The following is a 17,149-nucleotide window of genomic DNA, read 5'->3' on the forward strand; positions in this document are numbered from 1 at the left end:
ATGCTGGCAACCATTACAGATTTTAAACAGACCATTTTTAAGCAAGCCGTGACCCTGATTCAGGACAGCGGTATTCAGTTTCTCGACTTCGCGCTCAAACCGGTGTGGGATGATGCGCTGCCTGCTAAATTCGTGCGCAAAAGCGCCAACGGCCCGCTGCTGCGCCTGGATTTCAACCCGCAAAATGGCCGTCATTTCTTACCCGGCGTGGACGGCGGTGCACCAGAAGTGGTGCGGCCTGAATTCAGTTTCCCGCTGGAACAGTCGCTCAAATTGCTCGATCAGATCTGGCTGCCGTTGCCGTTCCTGCGTTTTAATCCTCCGCGCACTTTTATGGCGGGCCCGGATAACTGGGCGCGTGTGCAAATCCGCGCGCTCGATACGCCGGAAGCCGATGGCAGTACGCACCGCGTGGTGGTGGCGTTTGATACCCGCGTGACCGAAGGCGATGAAGAACAGGCGCTGCTGGCTCCGACGCCGGACGACGTGAAAAACGGCATTAACTTTGCGCTGGCGTGGCACAACGAAGAGTTGCCCGAGTTTCTTGACCAGACCTGGGTAGACGGCTGGCTGCGTGAAGTCTTTACCGAGCAGGCGGCACTGCGCGAAGACCGTGAGGCGCGCAATATCAAAGTGGCGCTGCGCGAATTTGAATATCAGGCGCACTATCTGAACCTGCTGGAAATGCTCGGCAGCCAGCTGAGTATTCCGGAGCTGAAGATCAACGGCGCGACGCTTCAGGAACCGGCGATCAACGTGGATCTTATCCTCGACGTCGGTAACTCGCACACCTGCGGCATTCTGGTTGAAGACCATGTTGGCGAAACTGACGGGCTGAAACAGACCAGCGAACTGCAACTGCGTGACCTCTCACAGCCGCATTTTCTCTATAACGAGCTGTTTGAAAGCCGTGTGGAATTTGCTCAGGCGCGCTTTGGTAAACCGAACTTTTCCGTTGAAAGCGGCCGTGACGATGCGTTTATCTGGCCGTCAATTCTGCGTGCCGGGCGTGAAGCCAGCCGTCTGGCGCTGCTGCGCGAAGGCACGGAAGGATCGACCGGAATTTCCAGTCCGCGACGTTATTTGTGGGATGAAGACAGTTACACGCCGGGCTGGCGTTTCAGCCAGGGCGGCCACGGTACGGTGCAGGAGCCGGTGGCGGCGGCAATGCCGCTGACGTTCCTCATCAATGACGAAGGTCAGCCGCTGTCTGACCTGCCGCCGGAAGATCGCCTGCCGGTGTTTTCTGCTCATTACAGCCGCAGCTCGGTGATGACGCTGATGCTGTCCGAACTGCTGGCGCAGGCGATGATGCAAATCAACAGTCCGGCGCAGCGCATCCGCATGCTGCGCTCGTCCGCGCCCCGCCAGATCCGCAATATTATTCTGACGCTGCCGTCGGCAATGCCGAAACCTGAGCGCGAAATTTTCCGCCGCAGAATGCAGGAAGCGATTGGTCTGGTCTGGAAATCTATGGGCTGGCATCCGTCGGATGACGGTTTTAAAAATCAGACCGATAAAGCCAAAAGCCGCATGCCGGTGCCCGATGTGCAGATGGAATGGGACGAAGCGACCTGCGGCCAGATGGTGTATCTGTACAACGAAACGCAGGTGAACTTCGGCGGTCATACCGGCGAATTCTTTGCCAGCATGGCGCGTCCGGACCGGGAACTGGCCGACGATGAACCGGTGGGTAAAACCCTGCGCATCGCGTCGATTGATATTGGCGGCGGCACCACCGATCTGGCGATTACCCAATACTGGCTCGACGACGGTATGGGAAATAACGTCAAAATCACCCCGCGCCTGTTGTTCCGCGAAGGATTTAAAGTCGCGGGCGACGATATTCTGCTCGATGTGATCCAGCTTTATATTTTACCTGCGCTGCATGCCGCGCTGAAGAAAGCCGGGCTGGCGAATCCGGACAGCCTGATGACGCGCCTGTTTGGCAGTGAAGGCCGCATGGACGGGCACGCGACGCTGCGTCAGCAAAGTACGCTGCAAATTTTCATCCCGCTGGCTCATGCCGTGCTGGAAGTTTACGAACGTTTTGATCCGCTGGACACGCACGCGGAAATCGATGCGCCGTTTGGCGAACTGCTGGGGCAACATCCGACGCAAAAAGTGCTGGATTATCTGCACAGCGAAATTCAGCGCGTGCTGCCTGCCGGTTCCGCCGTTTTCGATATTTTACAGGCTCCGCTGGTGCTTAAACTCAGCAAACTGCACAACGAATTCTTATCTAACCGCATGAGCATCACGCAGAATCTGCGTTCGCTCTGTGAAGTGGTGTCGCTGCACGATTGCGACGTGCTGTTGCTGACCGGCCGCCCTTCGCGCTTCCCCGGTATTCAGGCGCTGTTCCGCCATCTCCAGCCGTTACCGATTAACCGCATGCTTTCGCTTGACGGTTATCACACCAGCGGCTGGTATCCGTTTAACAAACAGGGGCGCATTGATAACCCGAAATCGACGGCGGCGGTAGGTGCGATGCTGTGCCTGCTGGCACTGGATTTACGGCTACCGGGCTTCTATTTCAAGGCCGGTGATTTCCAGCCGTATTCCACGGTGCGTTATCTCGGCATGCTCGACGGTAATCAGGTTCTGACCGACGACAATGTTTGCTACAGCGATATTGATCTGGATGCGCATGATTACAAGCTCGACAGCGCCGCCAGTTTCCGTATCCGTGGCGCGATTTGTCTCGGTTTCCGTCAGCTGGAAAATGACCGCTGGCCTGCGTCGCCGCTGTATACCTTGTCGATTGCGGAGCCGGAACTGGCACGTAAAGTGGCTGGCGACAGCGTGCTGCGCGTAAAACTGGCCGTTAAAAAAGGCGAAGATCACCCGACACCGGAATTTTTCGACATCGCCAGCGCGGTGCTGGATAACGGCACCAAAGTGCCATCTCATCACCTGCGGCTCAGGCTGAACACACTGGGCGAAAGCCATTACTGGATCGACAGTGGGAGCGTATTCGTCTCATGACAACAAGCATGACAGTTTCAACCCCGGCACCGGCGCTGACCACCAACGAATTACAGCGTCAGTTTGCGGCCGCTGCCGCGACAATGGGCGACGCGCTGGAGTGGGTGGACACCACCCGTGAACAGGCACCGCGTCTGGATCTGGAAGCCGACCGTTTGCGTCTGCAACTCAAACGTTGCCGCGACAAAGCACAGCGTCTGGCGCTGGCGTGCGAACTGCCACCTGCGCTGGGTTTCTTCGGGCATTCTCAGGCCGGGAAATCCTATCTGATTTGTTCTCTGGCGGCCGGAAACTATGGCCGTCTTGAAACCCGCCTCGGCGGCGTGACGCTTGATTATCTGACGCAGATTAATCCGGGCAACCGCGCCGCCCGTCTGGCGACCCGCTTTACGCGCCAGGTGGATGTGAGAGACCGCGCTTTTCCGGTGCGCATGTTGCTTCTCAGTGAAGCCGACCTGGCGCGCATCGTGACCCGCGCGTTCGAGCCGGACGCCAGTTATCACGTTCCCGATACGCAGCAGATCACCGAGCATCTCAATAAGCTGATGATGCACCGCCAGCCAGAGCCGGTAGAAGGCTTTACCAGCGAGCAAATGATGGGATTATGGGATTCGATGATCCGTCTCGACGCCCGCCGTTTCCGTCATCTCAACGCACATTACTGGCCGGTGGCCGTGAAGCTTGCGCCGTATCTGAACGTTGACGACCGCGCACGCCTGTTCTCTTTGCTGTGGGGCAATACGCCCGCATTAACCGCTGCTTACCGTCATTACGCCCATACGCTGCAACATCTCGGCAGTGCGCAAAGTCTGCTGGCACCGCTGAGCATTCTGGTGGATGACGCGATGCAGCCTGCGGACGGGATCTTCAGCCCGTCGCCGACCTGGGATATTCAGGTGCCGGTCTGCCCGCAGTTTGGTGAAGAAACCGGTTCACAGGTGACGTTGTCACTGGCTGAACTGACGCTGCTGGCCTCCGAAGTGCAAATTCCGCTGCTTTCGCCGCCGCGTGAAGTGCTGTTCGAACAGACCGACCTGCTGGATTTACCGGCGCAGAGCGCGCGGGCAGAAGACGGTACAGACGACGAAAAAGACGCCCTGTTCCGCGCCAAAATGGCCTATCTGCCCGAGCGTTATACCGACCGCCACGAAATGAATATGCTGATGGTGTGTACCGCCGCGGATAAACGTGAAGACGTGGTTGCCGTTGGCCGCACGCTGGAATACTGGGTCAAAGAAATGCAGGGTGAAAACACCCAGGTTCGCGGCCGCCGCAAGCCGGGGCTGGTCTGGGTGCTGACGCCGTTTGACCGCCGCATGACTGAATCGGTGCATTTCGATGAAGCCGTGCAGCGTCATGTCGGTAATCCGGGCGATGCCTGGGGCGCATTGCTGGCGATGGACGAGCGCGGCCTGCAACGTATGGCCGATTATCTGGTAGCGGAAATTCGCCCGGAAATCCGGCTGAACCGTCTCGCAGAACTGCGTGACGAACTTTACCGCGAGCTGGCGGATAACCTGCTGGGGCGCTGGTTCCAGAAAGGCGAAGTGGCTGACCCGGCGAAAAAGCAGCATACCGTTCAGACCGTGATTAAAGCCTTACAGACGCGCACCGGCGTCCACGGCGAATTGCTGGAAAAACTGCTGCCCGGCCGCGATGAGCTGCACAGGATTTATCACGAAATTTCCGGGCAGGACGCCGGAACCGACCCGCAGGATCAGACTGCCGCCGAAAGCTTTGGTATCGGCATAGACATTGATTTGTTTGCCGAGCAACAGGATGTGCAGCCGTGGCAGGAAAAACAGGATGACGGCGCGGCGTTTGCGCGTCAGGTGCAGCGTTACTGGATAAACCATCTGCGCGGTTTACCGGAAAATGAACCGCTGATCGCTCTGCTTGGTGTGGCGAAACCGACCGTAGAGTTGCTGATGGAAGAGCTGATCACCGCCAGTTTCCGGCTGAATATGGGGGAGGCGCTGGTGCAGTCACTGGGCGGAACCTTGCCTGCCGGTGCGCGTGAACATGAACATCACGCCGACCGGCAGGTTTCCCGCGCGCTGACCGTGCTCGGTGATTTTGTTGCGTGGCTCGGCTATGAAAAACTCAGCGAAGCCGAACGCCCGGAAAGCCGCATCAATAAGGGCAATAAGATTTTCGCCAAGCCGCAGAAAAACGTCGCCAGCTGGAAATCTTCCCGCAGGCTGACCAGACTCTCCGCAACGCCGACCAATTCGACCGCGTTTTACATTTACGACTGGCTGGTCGGATTGCAGGAAAGCATCATGCGTAACGCCGGTTACGCCGCGGGCGGTGAAATTCCTGCGCAACAGCGCGAACAGTTGGAACGCCTGCTCGGAAAATTAGCCGTTCCGGCCTGAAAATAACCCGTCACAGGGGCAAAACGCCTCTGTGACGCGGGTTTGCAGTGAGATCTAAATCACAAAATTCAGTGGGTTAGCGCGACATCAAAACCGCTTACCGCCTCCAGTAACCGCTTAGCTCCCCATACAACCGCTTAACCACTCTTTCCCCCGTTTGGCGGTGAAATTCGCCATCCTGTGTCTGGCAAAAAAATAGTGCCCTTCTCTTATAAAAGCTCCTCTCAAAATCCGTGAGGGGCATTTGTTGGCTATTCTGACAACCAGGTTTCCTATGAATACAAAATCAATATTCAAGCATATACCCTGGATGATTCTGGGAATCATCGGTGCTTGCTGTCTGGCAGTCGTTGCCTTACGGCGAGGTGAACATATCAGTGCGCTGTGGATTGTGGTGGCATCGGTTTCGGTCTATCTGGTGGCCTACCGCTATTACAGCCTCTACATCGCGCAAAAAGTGATGAAGCTCGACCCGACGCGTTCAACGCCCGCGGTACTTAATAACGACGGACTGAACTATGTGCCGACGCACCGCAACGTGCTGTTCGGCCACCACTTTGCGGCCATTGCGGGCGCAGGTCCTCTTGTCGGGCCGGTTCTGGCGGCGCAAATGGGCTACCTGCCCGGCGTGCTGTGGCTGCTGGCGGGCGTGGTGCTGGCAGGGGCTGTACAGGATTTCATGGTTCTGTTTATCTCCTCGCGCCGTAACGGGGCGTCGCTCGGCGAAATGATCAAAGAGGAAATGGGGCCGGTGCCGGGCACCATCGCCCTGTTCGGCTGTTTCCTGATCATGATTATTATTCTGGCGGTGCTGGCGCTGATTGTGGTGAAAGCGCTGGCGGAAAGCCCGTGGGGGGTGTTTACGGTCTGTTCGACGGTGCCCATCGCGCTGTTTATGGGCATTTACATGCGCTTTATCCGGCCTGGACGCGTGGGTGAAATCTCGGTGATTGGCGTGATTTTGCTGATTGCTTCCATCTGGTTTGGCGGCGTGATTGCCCATGACCCGTACTGGGGCCCGGCGCTGACGTTTAAAGACACCACCATCACCTTTACCCTGATTGGTTATGCGTTTATTTCCGCGCTGCTGCCGGTCTGGCTGATTCTGGCGCCGCGCGATTATCTGGCGACATTCCTGAAAATCGGCGTGATCGTCGGGCTGGCGATCGGGATTGTGATCCTGAATCCGGAACTGAAAATGCCTGCGATTACGCAGTACATTGACGGCACGGGTCCGCTGTGGAAAGGCGCGCTGTTCCCGTTCCTGTTTATCACCATTGCCTGTGGTGCGGTGTCCGGTTTCCATGCGCTGATTGCTTCCGGCACCACGCCAAAACTGCTGGCCTGTGAAACTGACGCGCGCTTTATCGGTTACGGCGCGATGCTGATGGAATCTTTCGTGGCGGTGATGGCACTGGTTGCGGCTTCCATCATCGAACCGGGTTTGTACTTTGCGATGAACACCCCGCCAGCCGGTCTGGGCATTGTGATGCCAAACCTGCATGAGCTGGGCGGCGATAATGCGCCGATGATTTTGGCACAACTGAAAGATGTGACGGCGCACGCGGCGGCCACGGTGAGTTCCTGGGGCTTTGTGATCACTCCGGAACAAATTCTGCAAACCGCTAAAGATATCGGCGAACCTTCCGTGCTGAACCGCGCGGGTGGCGCACCGACGCTGGCGGTGGGTATCGCGCACGTCTTCAACAAGATTGTGCCGTTTGCCGATATGGGCTTCTGGTATCACTTCGGGATCCTGTTCGAAGCGCTGTTCATCCTGACTGCGCTGGATGCCGGTACGCGTTCCGGACGCTTTATGTTGCAGGATTTGCTCGGCAACTTTATTCCGTTCCTGAAAAAAACTGATTCACTGGTGGCCGGGATTGTGGGTACTGCCGGTTGCGTGGGCCTGTGGGGATATCTGTTGTATCAGGGTGTGGTCGATCCGCTGGGCGGCGTGAAAAGCTTGTGGCCGCTGTTCGGGATCTCCAACCAGATGCTGGCGGCTGTCGCCCTGGTGCTGGCAACCGTGGTGCTGATCAAAATGAAACGCACTAAATACATCTGGGTCACCGTGCTGCCTGCGGTCTGGCTGCTGATCTGCACCACCTGGGCGCTGGGTCTGAAACTGTTCAGCACCAATCCGCAGATGGAAGGCTTCTTCTTCATGGCCAGCCAGTATAAAGCCCGTATCGCCGCTGGCGGCGCGGACCTGACTGAACAGCAAATCAGCAACATGAACCATATTGTGATCAACAACTACACCAACGCCGGGCTGAGTATTCTGTTCCTGATTGTGGTGTACAGTATTATTTTCTACGGCTTCAGGGCATGGTTGCAGGCGCGTAAAACCGATCAGCGTACCGATAAAGAAACGCCGTATGTGCCGGTGCCGGAGGAAGGTATTAAACTCTCCAGCCACTGATGATGTTGTGTTACTGCCCCGCACTCGCGGGGCTTTCCCGCATATAGCATGGCGGCCAATACTCTCAAAGGAGCGGCTTGTGTTCGATAATTTAGGCGCGGCGAAGAAATACCTCGGTCAGGCGGCGCGCATGCTGGTGGGGATCCCGGATTACGATACCTACGTGCTGCACATGCAGACCAATCATCCGGATAAACCGATGATGACTTACAAAGAATTTTTCCGCGAACGCCAGCAGGCCCGCTACGGCGGCGACGGCAACGGCGGGATGCGCTGTTGTTAACAGGAATGACGTTATGACACCCATTGCGGTCACGGTTTTAACCGGTTTTCTCGGCGCAGGCAAAACTACCCTGCTGCGCCAGATGCTGCATCAGCAGCACGATTACAAAATTGCAGTCATTGAAAATGAGTTTGGCGAAGTGGCGATCGACAGCCAGCTGATTGGCGATCGCGCGACGCGGATTACCACGCTGACCAACGGGTGTATCTGTTGCAGCCGCTCGAACGAACTGGAAGACGCGTTGCTGGATTTGCTCGACGGTCTGGATGGAGGCGACGTGCAGTTCGACCGGCTGGTGATTGAATGCACCGGCATGGCGGATCCGGGGCCGATTTTGCAGGCGTTTTTCGCCCATGAAATTATCTGCGAACGCTATCTTCTCGACGGAGTCATCACGCTGGTGGACGCGGTTCACGCGCAACAACAGCTGGATCAGTTCCCGCTGGCGCAGTCGCAGATTGGTTATGCTGACCGGATTTTGCTGACGAAAACCGATGTGGCCGGTGACAGCAGCGAGCTGATTGCGCGGCTTCAGCGGATTAATGCCCGCGCACCGGTGTATCCGGTGGTGAACGGCGATATCGATCTGGCGCTGTTGTTCGACACGCGTGGTTTTATGCTGGAAGAAAACGTGGTGGTCTCAAAGCCGGTTTTCCGCCGCATTGTGAACCGGCAGGAAAATACGATTTCATCCATCGTGGTGGAACTGGATTATCCGGTGGCGTTGCAGGCGGTATCCGGCGTGATGGAAGGTTTACTTTCCGGTTTTGCAGACAGCCTTCTGCGCTATAAAGGGATGTTGTGGATTGAGGATCAGCCGTGCCGCCTGCTGTTTCAGGGCGTTCAGCGGCTGTACAGCGCCGACTGGGACCGCACGTGGGAACCGGACGAAACGCCGGTCAGCCAGCTGGTGTTTATCGGCGTGGCATTACCGGAAGCCGAAATTCGTCAGGCATTTGACGGGCTGAGACCCGTCTGAACCGCCCGCCCTGACACCTAAAGCCCGACGGCTTCTTTCAGTGTTTTCAGATAGCGGCGGCTGACCGGTACGGTCTGGCCGTCGCGCAATAACAGCTCCGCCTGATTGTTATCTTCCAGGCGGATCTCTTTAAGATAATCCATATTCACCAGATATTGCCGGTGACAACGTAACAAGGGCGTGCGGCTTTCCAGCGTGCGCAGCGTCAGTTCCGTAAACCCTTCCTTGCCGTCCTGACTGGTCACGTAAACGCCGCTCATCCGGCTGCTGACAAACGCCACCTCTTCCATCTGCAACAGCCAGATCCGGCTGTGGCCGCTGCACGGAATGAATTTCAGCGACTGCTGGCTTTCCGGCAGTTGCGAGATTTCCTGCACCTGACGTTCCTGCCGCAACCGTGCCAGCGTTTTCTGTAAACGTGGCGGCTCAATCGGTTTCAGCAGGTAATCAAACGCGCACTCTTCAAACGCCTGCACCGCGTATTCATCAAACGCGGTAAGAAAAACAATATGCGGACGATGCCGGTGGTCGAGCATTCCGGCCATTTCCAGCCCGCTGATGCGCGGCATCTGAATGTCCAGAAACAGGACGTCCGGACGCAATTTATGCACCGCGCCGATGGCTTCAATGGCGTTGGCGCATTCGCCGATGATCTCGATATCGCCTTCGTCCCGAAGCTGAATCCGCAGGTTCTCGCGTGCCAGCGGCTCATCATCAACAATCATCACTTTCAACATGCGGGTTCCTCGATCGGCAGGCGCAACGTAACGCGGGTGAAAAGATCCGGTTCGCAGCTGACGGCGATCCCATAGTCATCGCCAAAGCGGGCGCGCAGGCGTCTGTCCACCAGACTCATGCCCAGCCCGTTGCTTTCGGTGCGCGGCTGATATAAACCGGCGTTGTCCTCGACCTCAACAACGACGTTTTGCCCGTCACGACGGGCGCGGATGGTAATTATACCGTTGCCGAGCAATTGAGACGTGCCGTGCTTAATGGCGTTTTCCACAATCGGTTGCAGGGTAAATGCAGGCAGATTCTGAGCCGAGAGCTGGTCCGGCACCTGAAGTTCGACGTTCAGCCGCGAGGGAAAACGCGCCAGTTCGATTTGCAGATAGGCATTCACGTGCTCGATTTCGTTGGCAAGAGTGACAATTTCTGAAGGACGTTTGAGGTTTTTGCGAAAGAACGTCGAGAGATACTGCACCAGTTGCCCGGCTTTATCGCTGTCGTTACGGATCACCGCCATCAGCGTGTTGAGCGCGTTGAACAGGAAATGTGGGTTCACCTGTGCGTGCAGCAGTTTGATTTCCGACTGTGCGAGCAGCGCTTTTTGTTGCTCGTATTTCCCCGCCAGAATTTGCGCCGACAGCAACTGCGCAATGCCTTCGCCCAGCGTACGGTTGATCGAGCTGAACAGCCGGTTGCGCGCTTCGTACAATTTGATGGTGCCGATCACCCGCTGATTTTCGCCCCGCAGCGGGATCACCAGCGTCGAGCCCAGTTTGCAGTTCGGGTGCAGCGAGCAGCGGTAAGGCAATTCGTTGCCGTCGGCGTACACTACTTCGTCCTTTTCAATCGCGCGCCAGGTATAGGCGGAAGATATCGGTTTACCGGGCAAATGGTGGTCATCGCCCACGCCGGTAAACGCCAGCAGTTTCTCACAATCGGTAATGGCGACGGCGCTGATATCCAGTTCCTGATGCAGAACCTGCGCCACTCTCATGCTGTTTTCTTCGTTAAATCCCTGCCGCAATATCCCTTCCGTCGATGCCGCTACCCTCAGCGCGGTGGCGGAAAACGCCGACGTGTATTTTTCAAACATCGCGCGTTTATCCAGCAGGATGCGCATAAACATCGCCGCGCCCAGCGTGTTAGTCACCATCATCGGCGCGGCAATATTACTGACCAGATGCAGTGCGTCGTGAAACGGCCGGGCAATCAGCAGGATAATCAGCATCTGCACCGTTTCAGCCACGAACGTAATTGCGCCAGCGGTCAGCGGATTGAACAGCATATCGGTGCGCCCGCGACGGATCAGAATGCTGTGCAGCAAACCACCGAGCAGCCCTTCGGTAATGGTGGATACCATGCAACTGAGTGCCGTCATGCCGCCCATCGAGTAACGATGTAACCCCCCGGTCAGCCCGACCAGTCCGCCGACAACCGGACCGCCCAGCAGCCCCCCCATCACCGCGCCAATCGCACGCGTGTTGGCAATGGAATCTTCAATGTGCAGGCCGAAATAGGTGCCCATAATGCAGAATACGGAGAACGTGATGTAACAAAGCAGCTTGTGAGGCAGACGGACGGTGACCTGCATCAGTGGGATAAAAAGGCGGGTTTTACTCATCAGCCAGGCGATAACCAGAAACACACACATCTGCTGTAACAGCAGTAAAACTAAATTGAACTCGTACATGCCCGACATCCGCAATCAGTGAAGCGCATACGATAGCGCGTTCAGCGAAACGTTTCTTTGGCACGCGCCAGAAAAACGAAATCGATTTATTACTTTTTTGTATGTGGGGGCTTGCTTCAGCCTTCAGCATCTAATGTGCAAGTTGGCCGGAATCAAAACGTTAGTCTACTTTGTCTACTGTAAGGCAGGTTCATTCATCGCTCTGAACCCTGTTCAGAGCCCGAGACGGAGTTCGTTATGACTGATATCTCTAAGGTTTTAGGTAAAGAAGCCGATTCCCTGTTGCAACATCGTTGTTCCACAATTACTGCTGAGCAGCTTAATCTTCCGGGGGCTGATTTTGTCGATCGCGTAATGATTGATAATAACCGCTCGCCGCGCGTGCTGGCTGCGATGCAAAATCTGTATAACACCGGCCGTCTGGCGGGAACCGGTTATCTGTCGATTCTGCCAGTCGATCAGGGCGTCGAGCATTCCGCAGGCGCATCATTTGCGGCAAACCCGCTCTATTTTGACCCGAAGAATATTGTCGAACTGGCACTGGAAGCCGGTTGCAACTGTGTGGCCTCGACTTACGGCGTGCTGGCTTCCGTGTCCCGCCGTTATGCCCACAAAATCCCGTTCCTGGTCAAACTGAACCACAATGAAACGCTCAGTTATCCGACCCAGTACGATCAGACGCTGTACGCCAGCGTGGATCAGGCGTTTGAACTGGGCGCGCAGGCCGTCGGCGCAACCATTTATTTCGGTTCAGAACAATCCCGCCGTCAGATTGAGGAGATCTCCGCCGCGTTCGAACGGGCGCATGAGCTGGGCATGGTCACGGTGTTGTGGGCGTATCTGCGCAATCCGGCGTTTGTTAAAGACGGCGTGGATTATCACTCCAGCGCGGATTTGACCGGTCAGGCGAACCACCTTGCGGCCACCATTGGCGCAGATATCGTGAAGCAAAAGATGGCCGAAAATAACGGCGGCTACAACGCCGTGAAGTTTGGTTATACCGACGCGCGCGTCTATTCCAAACTCACCACCGATCACCCTATCGATCTGGTGCGTTATCAGCTGGCGAACTGCTACATGGGGCGCGCCGGTTTGATTAACTCCGGCGGTGCGGCAGGCGAAAACGATATTCAGGAGTCGGTACGTACGGCGGTGATTAACAAACGCGCGGGCGGAATGGGGCTGATTCTGGGGCGTAAAGCGTTCAAGAAATCCATGAAAGATGGCGTGGCGTTAATCAATGCGGTGCAGGATGTGTATCTGGATAAGAAAGTGACCATCGCTTAACCCGGACTACAAAATCCCTTAAGTATTCTGTAAATTTGGCCGATAGAGACGTTTCGTCGTCAGACGCTTCTTTCGGCCATTCTCAGTTTATTTTCGGGAGCAATACGGATGTTGATAGGGATAGATTTAGGCACGTCAAACAGCGCGGTTTCCATCTGGCAGGACGGTCAGGCCGTTCTGATACCGAACGCCTACGGGCACAATCTCACGCCTTCGGTTATCGGGCTCGATGATAACGGGCACATTCTTGTCGGCGCACCCGCTCACGCCCGCCTCTTTACTCACCCCGGTCTGACCCTCTCCAGTTTTAAACGTTTCATGGGCACCGACCATCATTTCCGGCTCGGACATCAGTCTTTTCGTGCAGAAGAGCTTTCCGCCCTGTTGTTGCGCAGCCTGAAAGCCGACGTCGAGCAACACTGCGGTTGTAAAGTCGAACGCGCCATCATTACCGTTCCCGCCTATTTCAATGACATTCAGCGTAAAGCCGTGAAAACCGCCGGTGAGCTGGCGGGTTTACACGTCGAACGCTTGCTGAACGAACCGACCGCTGCATCGCTGGCTTACGGGCTGGCGAATCAGCAGGAGCAGAAGTTTCTGGTGTTCGATCTGGGCGGCGGCACTTTTGATGTCTCGATCATCGATATGTTCGAAGGCGTCATTGAAGTGCGCGCCAGCAGCGGCGATGTATTTCTGGGTGGCGATGACTTTACGCGCAGCCTGGTCAGCTGGATGCTGGCGCAATTCCCGCAACTCGAGCAGGAAGACACCGGTTTACACGGCCGGCTCGTCACATTGGCGGAGCGGGCAAAGCGCCAGCTGACGACGCAGGACAGTACGTCCGTCAGTTATCAGCATGAAGGCGAAACGCTGAGCTGGACAATCACGACGGAGATTCTGGCGCAATGCTGTGAAAGTGCGCTGGAACGAATGAAAAAGCCGGTGATTCAGGCGCTGCGTGATGCGAAGTTTTCCGCCGATCAGGTGGATCATATTGTGCTGGTGGGCGGCGCGACGCGGATGCCACTGGTGCGACAGGCTGTCGCGCGTTTGTTTGGCCGTTTCCCGCGTTGCGATCTTCAGCCCGATGAAGCGGTTGCGCTGGGTGCGGGAATTCAGGCCGGGCTGGCGATGCAGGATCAGGCACTTGACGATATCGTGCTGACTGACGTGATGCCCTTCACGCTCGGTATTGAGATTGCGCGCCGTAAAGGCGAAGGCTATGAGACGGGGCATTTTATGCCGTTGATCGAACGCAATAGCTTTGTGCCGGTGAGCCGGGTGGAATCCGTCCGTACGATCACCGACCAGCAAAAAATGCTCGAATTTTCGATTTATCAGGGTGAAGGCCGCCGTGTTTCCGACAATATTCTGCTCGGTTCCTTATCGCTGGATGTGCCGCCACGCCCTGCCGGTGAAATCACCGCCGACGTGCGTTTTACCTATACGCTGGACGGCATTCTTGAAGTGGAATGCAAAATCGATCATAGCGGTGAGATGCAAAAACTGGTGATCGAAAAATCCCCCGGCTCGCTTACGGCGGAACAAATCTCCGCCAGCCTGATGAAACTGGAAAACATCAAACAGCACCCGCGTGAGCAACTGGTTAACCGCCAGCTGGTCGCCGAAGCCAATGCGTTTTACGAACAAAGTCTCGGAGAGCAACGTCAATATATCGCCGATCATCTTTACCGCTTCGAAAGCGTGCTGGACACGCAGGATGCCCGGCAAATCGCTGAAGCCCGCAAGGAAATCGAGGGACTGATCGCGTATCTGCGCAGGGAATGGGAGTAAACGGATGAGCATCTGGTCAGTCTTAGACATCGAACCTACTGACGATCTGAGCGTTATCAAGCGCGCGTATGCCCGGAAACTGAAAAGCACACGTCCAGATCAGGATCCGGAAGGCTATCAGCAACTGAGGGAGGCGTTCGAGCAGGCGAAGGCGATTTCCAATGTCCGCGGTTTACATGCTGCACAAGATCCTGCTTTTACAGAGCTGACGGAGCCTGAATACAGTGCGCCGTTTTCGCAACAGCAGATCCTCAGTCAGGTTGATGAAATGGTGACATTGCTGCTTGCCGATGCCACCGCCGGTTTTGAAAGGCTGTACACCTGTTTGTCTGAAGGTCCTCTGGAAAATATTCACGCCCGCGAGTTGTTCAGCCATTTTCTGGCAGAGGAATTGGGCAAACGTGAAGGTGTTACCCGTTCTGTGCTGATCAACGTGGCCGCCATGATGGGATGGGAAATCGAAAATTTCAGACCTGAAGGGATTTCCGCGGACCAGTTATGGGCGATTTACACGCAGACTGAAAACACAGAGGCTTCACAATACTGGGATTCCCTCGCAAATGAATCTGAGAAGTCCCTGCAGGAACATGAACGATTTCAGTTGCTGAGCGTTGAGGGCAAAAAGCTGCCTTTCATGGCGAGGTTACTTCCGGGTTATGTCGGCCAGCTACGTAAGACGGTAGAAGAAATCAGCACGTACCATCCTGTATTGCTGGAGCGGGTTAATCCGCAGTTGCTCAAAACGTTATCCGGGCTGCGTTTAGCTTTGGACTGGAGTACAGCTTTTTTAATCGTGTTCTGGGGAATGGTGATCGCTATTGGAATTCGCCATGACGAACATCCGCTGCGCGATGTGTCGATTATTATTTCCGTTCTACTTATCTGTACGTGGGGCAAAAGCGAGCTACAGCGTAAGTTCAGGCATTCGCAGAACGTTGTAGCGATATTCGAAACTCTGCTTTCGCTACTCATCTTTGGTGTGTTTGCTAAAATTTTCAGCGGCTTGTATGGGCAACTGCATTTCATGTACGACGACCCGGGGCGTGGTCCGGCACTTTTTGGCATGCTTGCCGCTTTCGTACTTTTCCTCATATGGGCAATTTGTCCGCGATACTGGCGCTGGTACAACCTTATCAGCAATAGCCTGACCGCATTTGTCACATTTCCATGGCAGCAGGCAAAAAAAACTGGCGTGATATGGCGCATCGTCATTTGTGCCGTGATGTTATTCCTTTATTCGTGGCTCGTGACCTGGGCGGTGGCATGAACAACCCATACATCTGGTCAGTCTTAGACATCGAACCTACTGACGATCTGAGCATCATCAAGCGCGCTTACGCGCGGAAACTGAAAACGACGCGGCCAGATCAGGATCCGGAAGGCTATCAGCGGCTGAGGGAGGCGTTTGAACAGGCGAAGGAGTACGTGGACCGTCCTTCGAAGAGTGACGTTGTCACGGAAATTCTGAATGAATCGCCCTCTTTCACTTTACGGATGCCGGTTCACATTGAACCTTTAAAAGAGCTCACGTCGGGTATCGGTGATGCGCTGGAGCAGGAGTTAGAGGCATTAAGGCAGGTGACTGCAATCATCGATGTCATGATGGAAGATGAAACCGAAGGCCTGAACCTGCTCAAATCCGTGCTATCCGGTGAGCTTTTGCAAAATCTGCGTCTGCGGGAAGTGTTCAGTCAGGAACTGGCTGCACAGCTGAGTGAGCGCGAAGGATTGTATTCGGCACTGCTTATCCGTGTTTCAGAGGTCATGGGCTGGGATATTGACCATTATCAGCCGGGCGGCATACCCGCGCATCGTCTGGCCGCGCTTTATCGTCAGATTGAAAATACGGGCGCGAAGTATTACCTGGCTCAGTTGCAAAATAAATATCAGAAATCCGCACTGGATCGGCGACGGCTGAGGTTGCTCACTGTCGAAGGCGCTACGCTTGCGTGGTGGGCAAGGTGGATGCCTGATTTTCTGAAACCCCTTTATGAGGAACTCAGCCATATCAGGATGCATTACCCTTCACTCGTGCCGCAATTAAACTCGCAACTGGTGAAAGCGCTTGATGAATCACGCACAGCGATGAGCTGGGGCACGCTATTTCTGGCTGGTTTCTGGCTTTTACTGACATTGCTTGCGACCCGCGAAGACCCTGACAAGTGGCGTGACCGGATCCTTTTGATCGCGATTATCGGCGTTTATACGCAGGGCTACAGTTTTCTGGAAAGCGTTCTGCGTGACCGGCCCCGGAGCCTGAAGGTTGCGCAAGGCGGACTTTCGCTGCTCGCCCTTCTGATTTTAGTGAAAATGCTGTTGGGCTTTTTCGACGCTTTCAAACCAGAATCTGGCCATCTTCAAATTTTGCTAACCGATTACGGCGTGATGAGCGTTGTCGGTTTCTGTGTCCTCTGGATGATGGCGCCGAAGGCCTGGAAATGGTACCAGGCTCCGCTTAACGCCATGATTATTCTCGTGGTGTTCCCGTGGCAGCTGATGAAAAAATCAGAAGGGATTGTGGGCATTGTGTCATTTGTTTTGCTGCTGGCGATGTATGCCTTTTTGATTGCTTTGGGGATCCGCTGAAAAACTAACA

General features: G+C 55.6%; 11 protein-coding genes. 9 read left to right on the forward strand and 2 right to left on the reverse strand.

Annotation, left to right across the window (positions count from 1 at the left end; all coding sequences use genetic code 11):
- The 5 genes from GW579_RS17020 to yjiA all read left to right on the forward strand — a co-directional run bounded on the left by GW579_RS17020 (nucleotide 1) and on the right by yjiA (nucleotide 9,053).
- Complete coding sequence (locus GW579_RS17020; protein WP_165060449.1) at nucleotides 1–2,988, forward strand: virulence factor SrfB; 2,988 nt, start codon at nucleotides 1–3, stop codon at nucleotides 2,986–2,988.
- Nucleotides 2,985–5,366, forward strand: a complete 2,382-nt coding sequence (locus GW579_RS17025) for a virulence factor SrfC family protein (RefSeq protein WP_165060452.1) — start codon at nucleotides 2,985–2,987, stop codon at nucleotides 5,364–5,366. Before GW579_RS17020 ends, GW579_RS17025 begins: the two co-directional genes overlap by 4 nt.
- Nucleotides 5,367–5,640: 274 nt before the next feature.
- Nucleotides 5,641–7,791: a carbon starvation CstA family protein gene (locus GW579_RS17030; protein ID WP_165060455.1), complete on the forward strand. Its 2,151-nt coding sequence runs from the start codon at nucleotides 5,641–5,643 to the stop codon at nucleotides 7,789–7,791.
- Nucleotides 7,792–7,870: 79 nt separating this feature from the next.
- A complete protein-coding gene (locus GW579_RS17035; protein ID WP_165060457.1) occupies nucleotides 7,871–8,074 on the forward strand; it encodes a CstA-like transporter-associated (seleno)protein in 204 nt (67 codons plus the stop codon).
- Nucleotides 8,075–8,087: 13 nt separating this feature from the next.
- The gene (gene yjiA / locus GW579_RS17040; RefSeq protein WP_165060460.1) at nucleotides 8,088–9,053 is read left to right on the forward strand and encodes a GTPase; all 966 of its coding nucleotides are present in this window, start codon (nucleotides 8,088–8,090) and stop codon (nucleotides 9,051–9,053) included.
- A 17-nt stretch (nucleotides 9,054–9,070) separates the two neighbouring features.
- Here yjiA and btsR read toward each other — a convergent pair whose 3' ends face one another.
- Together btsR and GW579_RS17050 are read right to left on the reverse strand one after the other, a co-directional pair.
- Nucleotides 9,071–9,790 carry a two-component system response regulator BtsR gene (gene btsR, locus GW579_RS17045; RefSeq protein ID WP_152323942.1) on the reverse strand — a complete coding sequence of 240 codons (720 nt, stop codon included), beginning with the start codon at nucleotides 9,788–9,790 and terminating at the stop codon, nucleotides 9,071–9,073.
- Nucleotides 9,784–11,472, reverse strand: coding sequence for a sensor histidine kinase (locus GW579_RS17050; RefSeq protein ID WP_152323943.1), 1,689 nt, complete (start codon nucleotides 11,470–11,472; stop codon nucleotides 9,784–9,786). The genes btsR and GW579_RS17050 overlap by 7 nt, the downstream gene beginning before the upstream one ends.
- A gap of 237 nt (nucleotides 11,473–11,709) precedes the next feature.
- Here GW579_RS17050 and fbaB point away from each other — a divergent pair, with 237 nt between their 5' ends.
- From fbaB to GW579_RS17070, 4 genes are all read left to right on the forward strand, one after another.
- Complete coding sequence (gene fbaB, locus GW579_RS17055; RefSeq protein ID WP_152323944.1) at nucleotides 11,710–12,759, forward strand: class I fructose-bisphosphate aldolase; 1,050 nt, start codon at nucleotides 11,710–11,712, stop codon at nucleotides 12,757–12,759.
- A 108-nt stretch (nucleotides 12,760–12,867) separates the two neighbouring features.
- On the forward strand, nucleotides 12,868–14,553 hold the full coding sequence (locus GW579_RS17060) for an Hsp70 family protein (RefSeq protein ID WP_165060463.1): 1,686 nt from the start codon (nucleotides 12,868–12,870) through the stop codon (nucleotides 14,551–14,553).
- A gap of 4 nt (nucleotides 14,554–14,557) precedes the next feature.
- Nucleotides 14,558–15,820, forward strand: a complete 1,263-nt coding sequence (locus GW579_RS23770; RefSeq protein ID WP_206738951.1) for a hypothetical protein — start codon at nucleotides 14,558–14,560, stop codon at nucleotides 15,818–15,820.
- A complete protein-coding gene (locus tag GW579_RS17070; RefSeq protein WP_235937409.1) occupies nucleotides 15,751–17,139 on the forward strand; it encodes a hypothetical protein in 1,389 nt (462 codons plus the stop codon). Before GW579_RS23770 ends, GW579_RS17070 begins: the two co-directional genes overlap by 70 nt.
- Nucleotides 17,140–17,149 lie beyond the last annotated feature (10 nt).

Origin of the sequence: Rahnella contaminans, from assembly GCF_011065485.1 — a bacterium.
Taxonomy (GTDB): domain Bacteria; phylum Pseudomonadota; class Gammaproteobacteria; order Enterobacterales; family Enterobacteriaceae; genus Rahnella; species Rahnella contaminans.

Coding starts and splice junctions, on each gene's coding strand:
- GW579_RS17020 (WP_165060449.1), top strand. CDS start 1: ATGCTGGCAACCATTACAGATTTTAAACAGACCATTTTTAAGCAAGCC.
- GW579_RS17025 (WP_165060452.1), top strand. CDS start 2,985: ATGACAACAAGCATGACAGTTTCAACCCCGGCACCGGCGCTGACCACC.
- GW579_RS17030 (WP_165060455.1), top strand. CDS start 5,641: ATGAATACAAAATCAATATTCAAGCATATACCCTGGATGATTCTGGGA.
- yjiA (WP_165060460.1), top strand. CDS start 8,088: ATGACACCCATTGCGGTCACGGTTTTAACCGGTTTTCTCGGCGCAGGC.
- btsR (WP_152323942.1), bottom strand. CDS start 9,790: ATGTTGAAAGTGATGATTGTTGATGATGAGCCGCTGGCACGCGAGAAC.
- GW579_RS17050 (WP_152323943.1), bottom strand. CDS start 11,472: ATGTACGAGTTCAATTTAGTTTTACTGCTGTTACAGCAGATGTGTGTG.
- fbaB (WP_152323944.1), top strand. CDS start 11,710: ATGACTGATATCTCTAAGGTTTTAGGTAAAGAAGCCGATTCCCTGTTG.
- GW579_RS17060 (WP_165060463.1), top strand. CDS start 12,868: ATGTTGATAGGGATAGATTTAGGCACGTCAAACAGCGCGGTTTCCATC.
- GW579_RS23770 (WP_206738951.1), top strand. CDS start 14,558: ATGAGCATCTGGTCAGTCTTAGACATCGAACCTACTGACGATCTGAGC.
- GW579_RS17070 (WP_235937409.1), top strand. CDS start 15,751: ATGGCGCATCGTCATTTGTGCCGTGATGTTATTCCTTTATTCGTGGCT.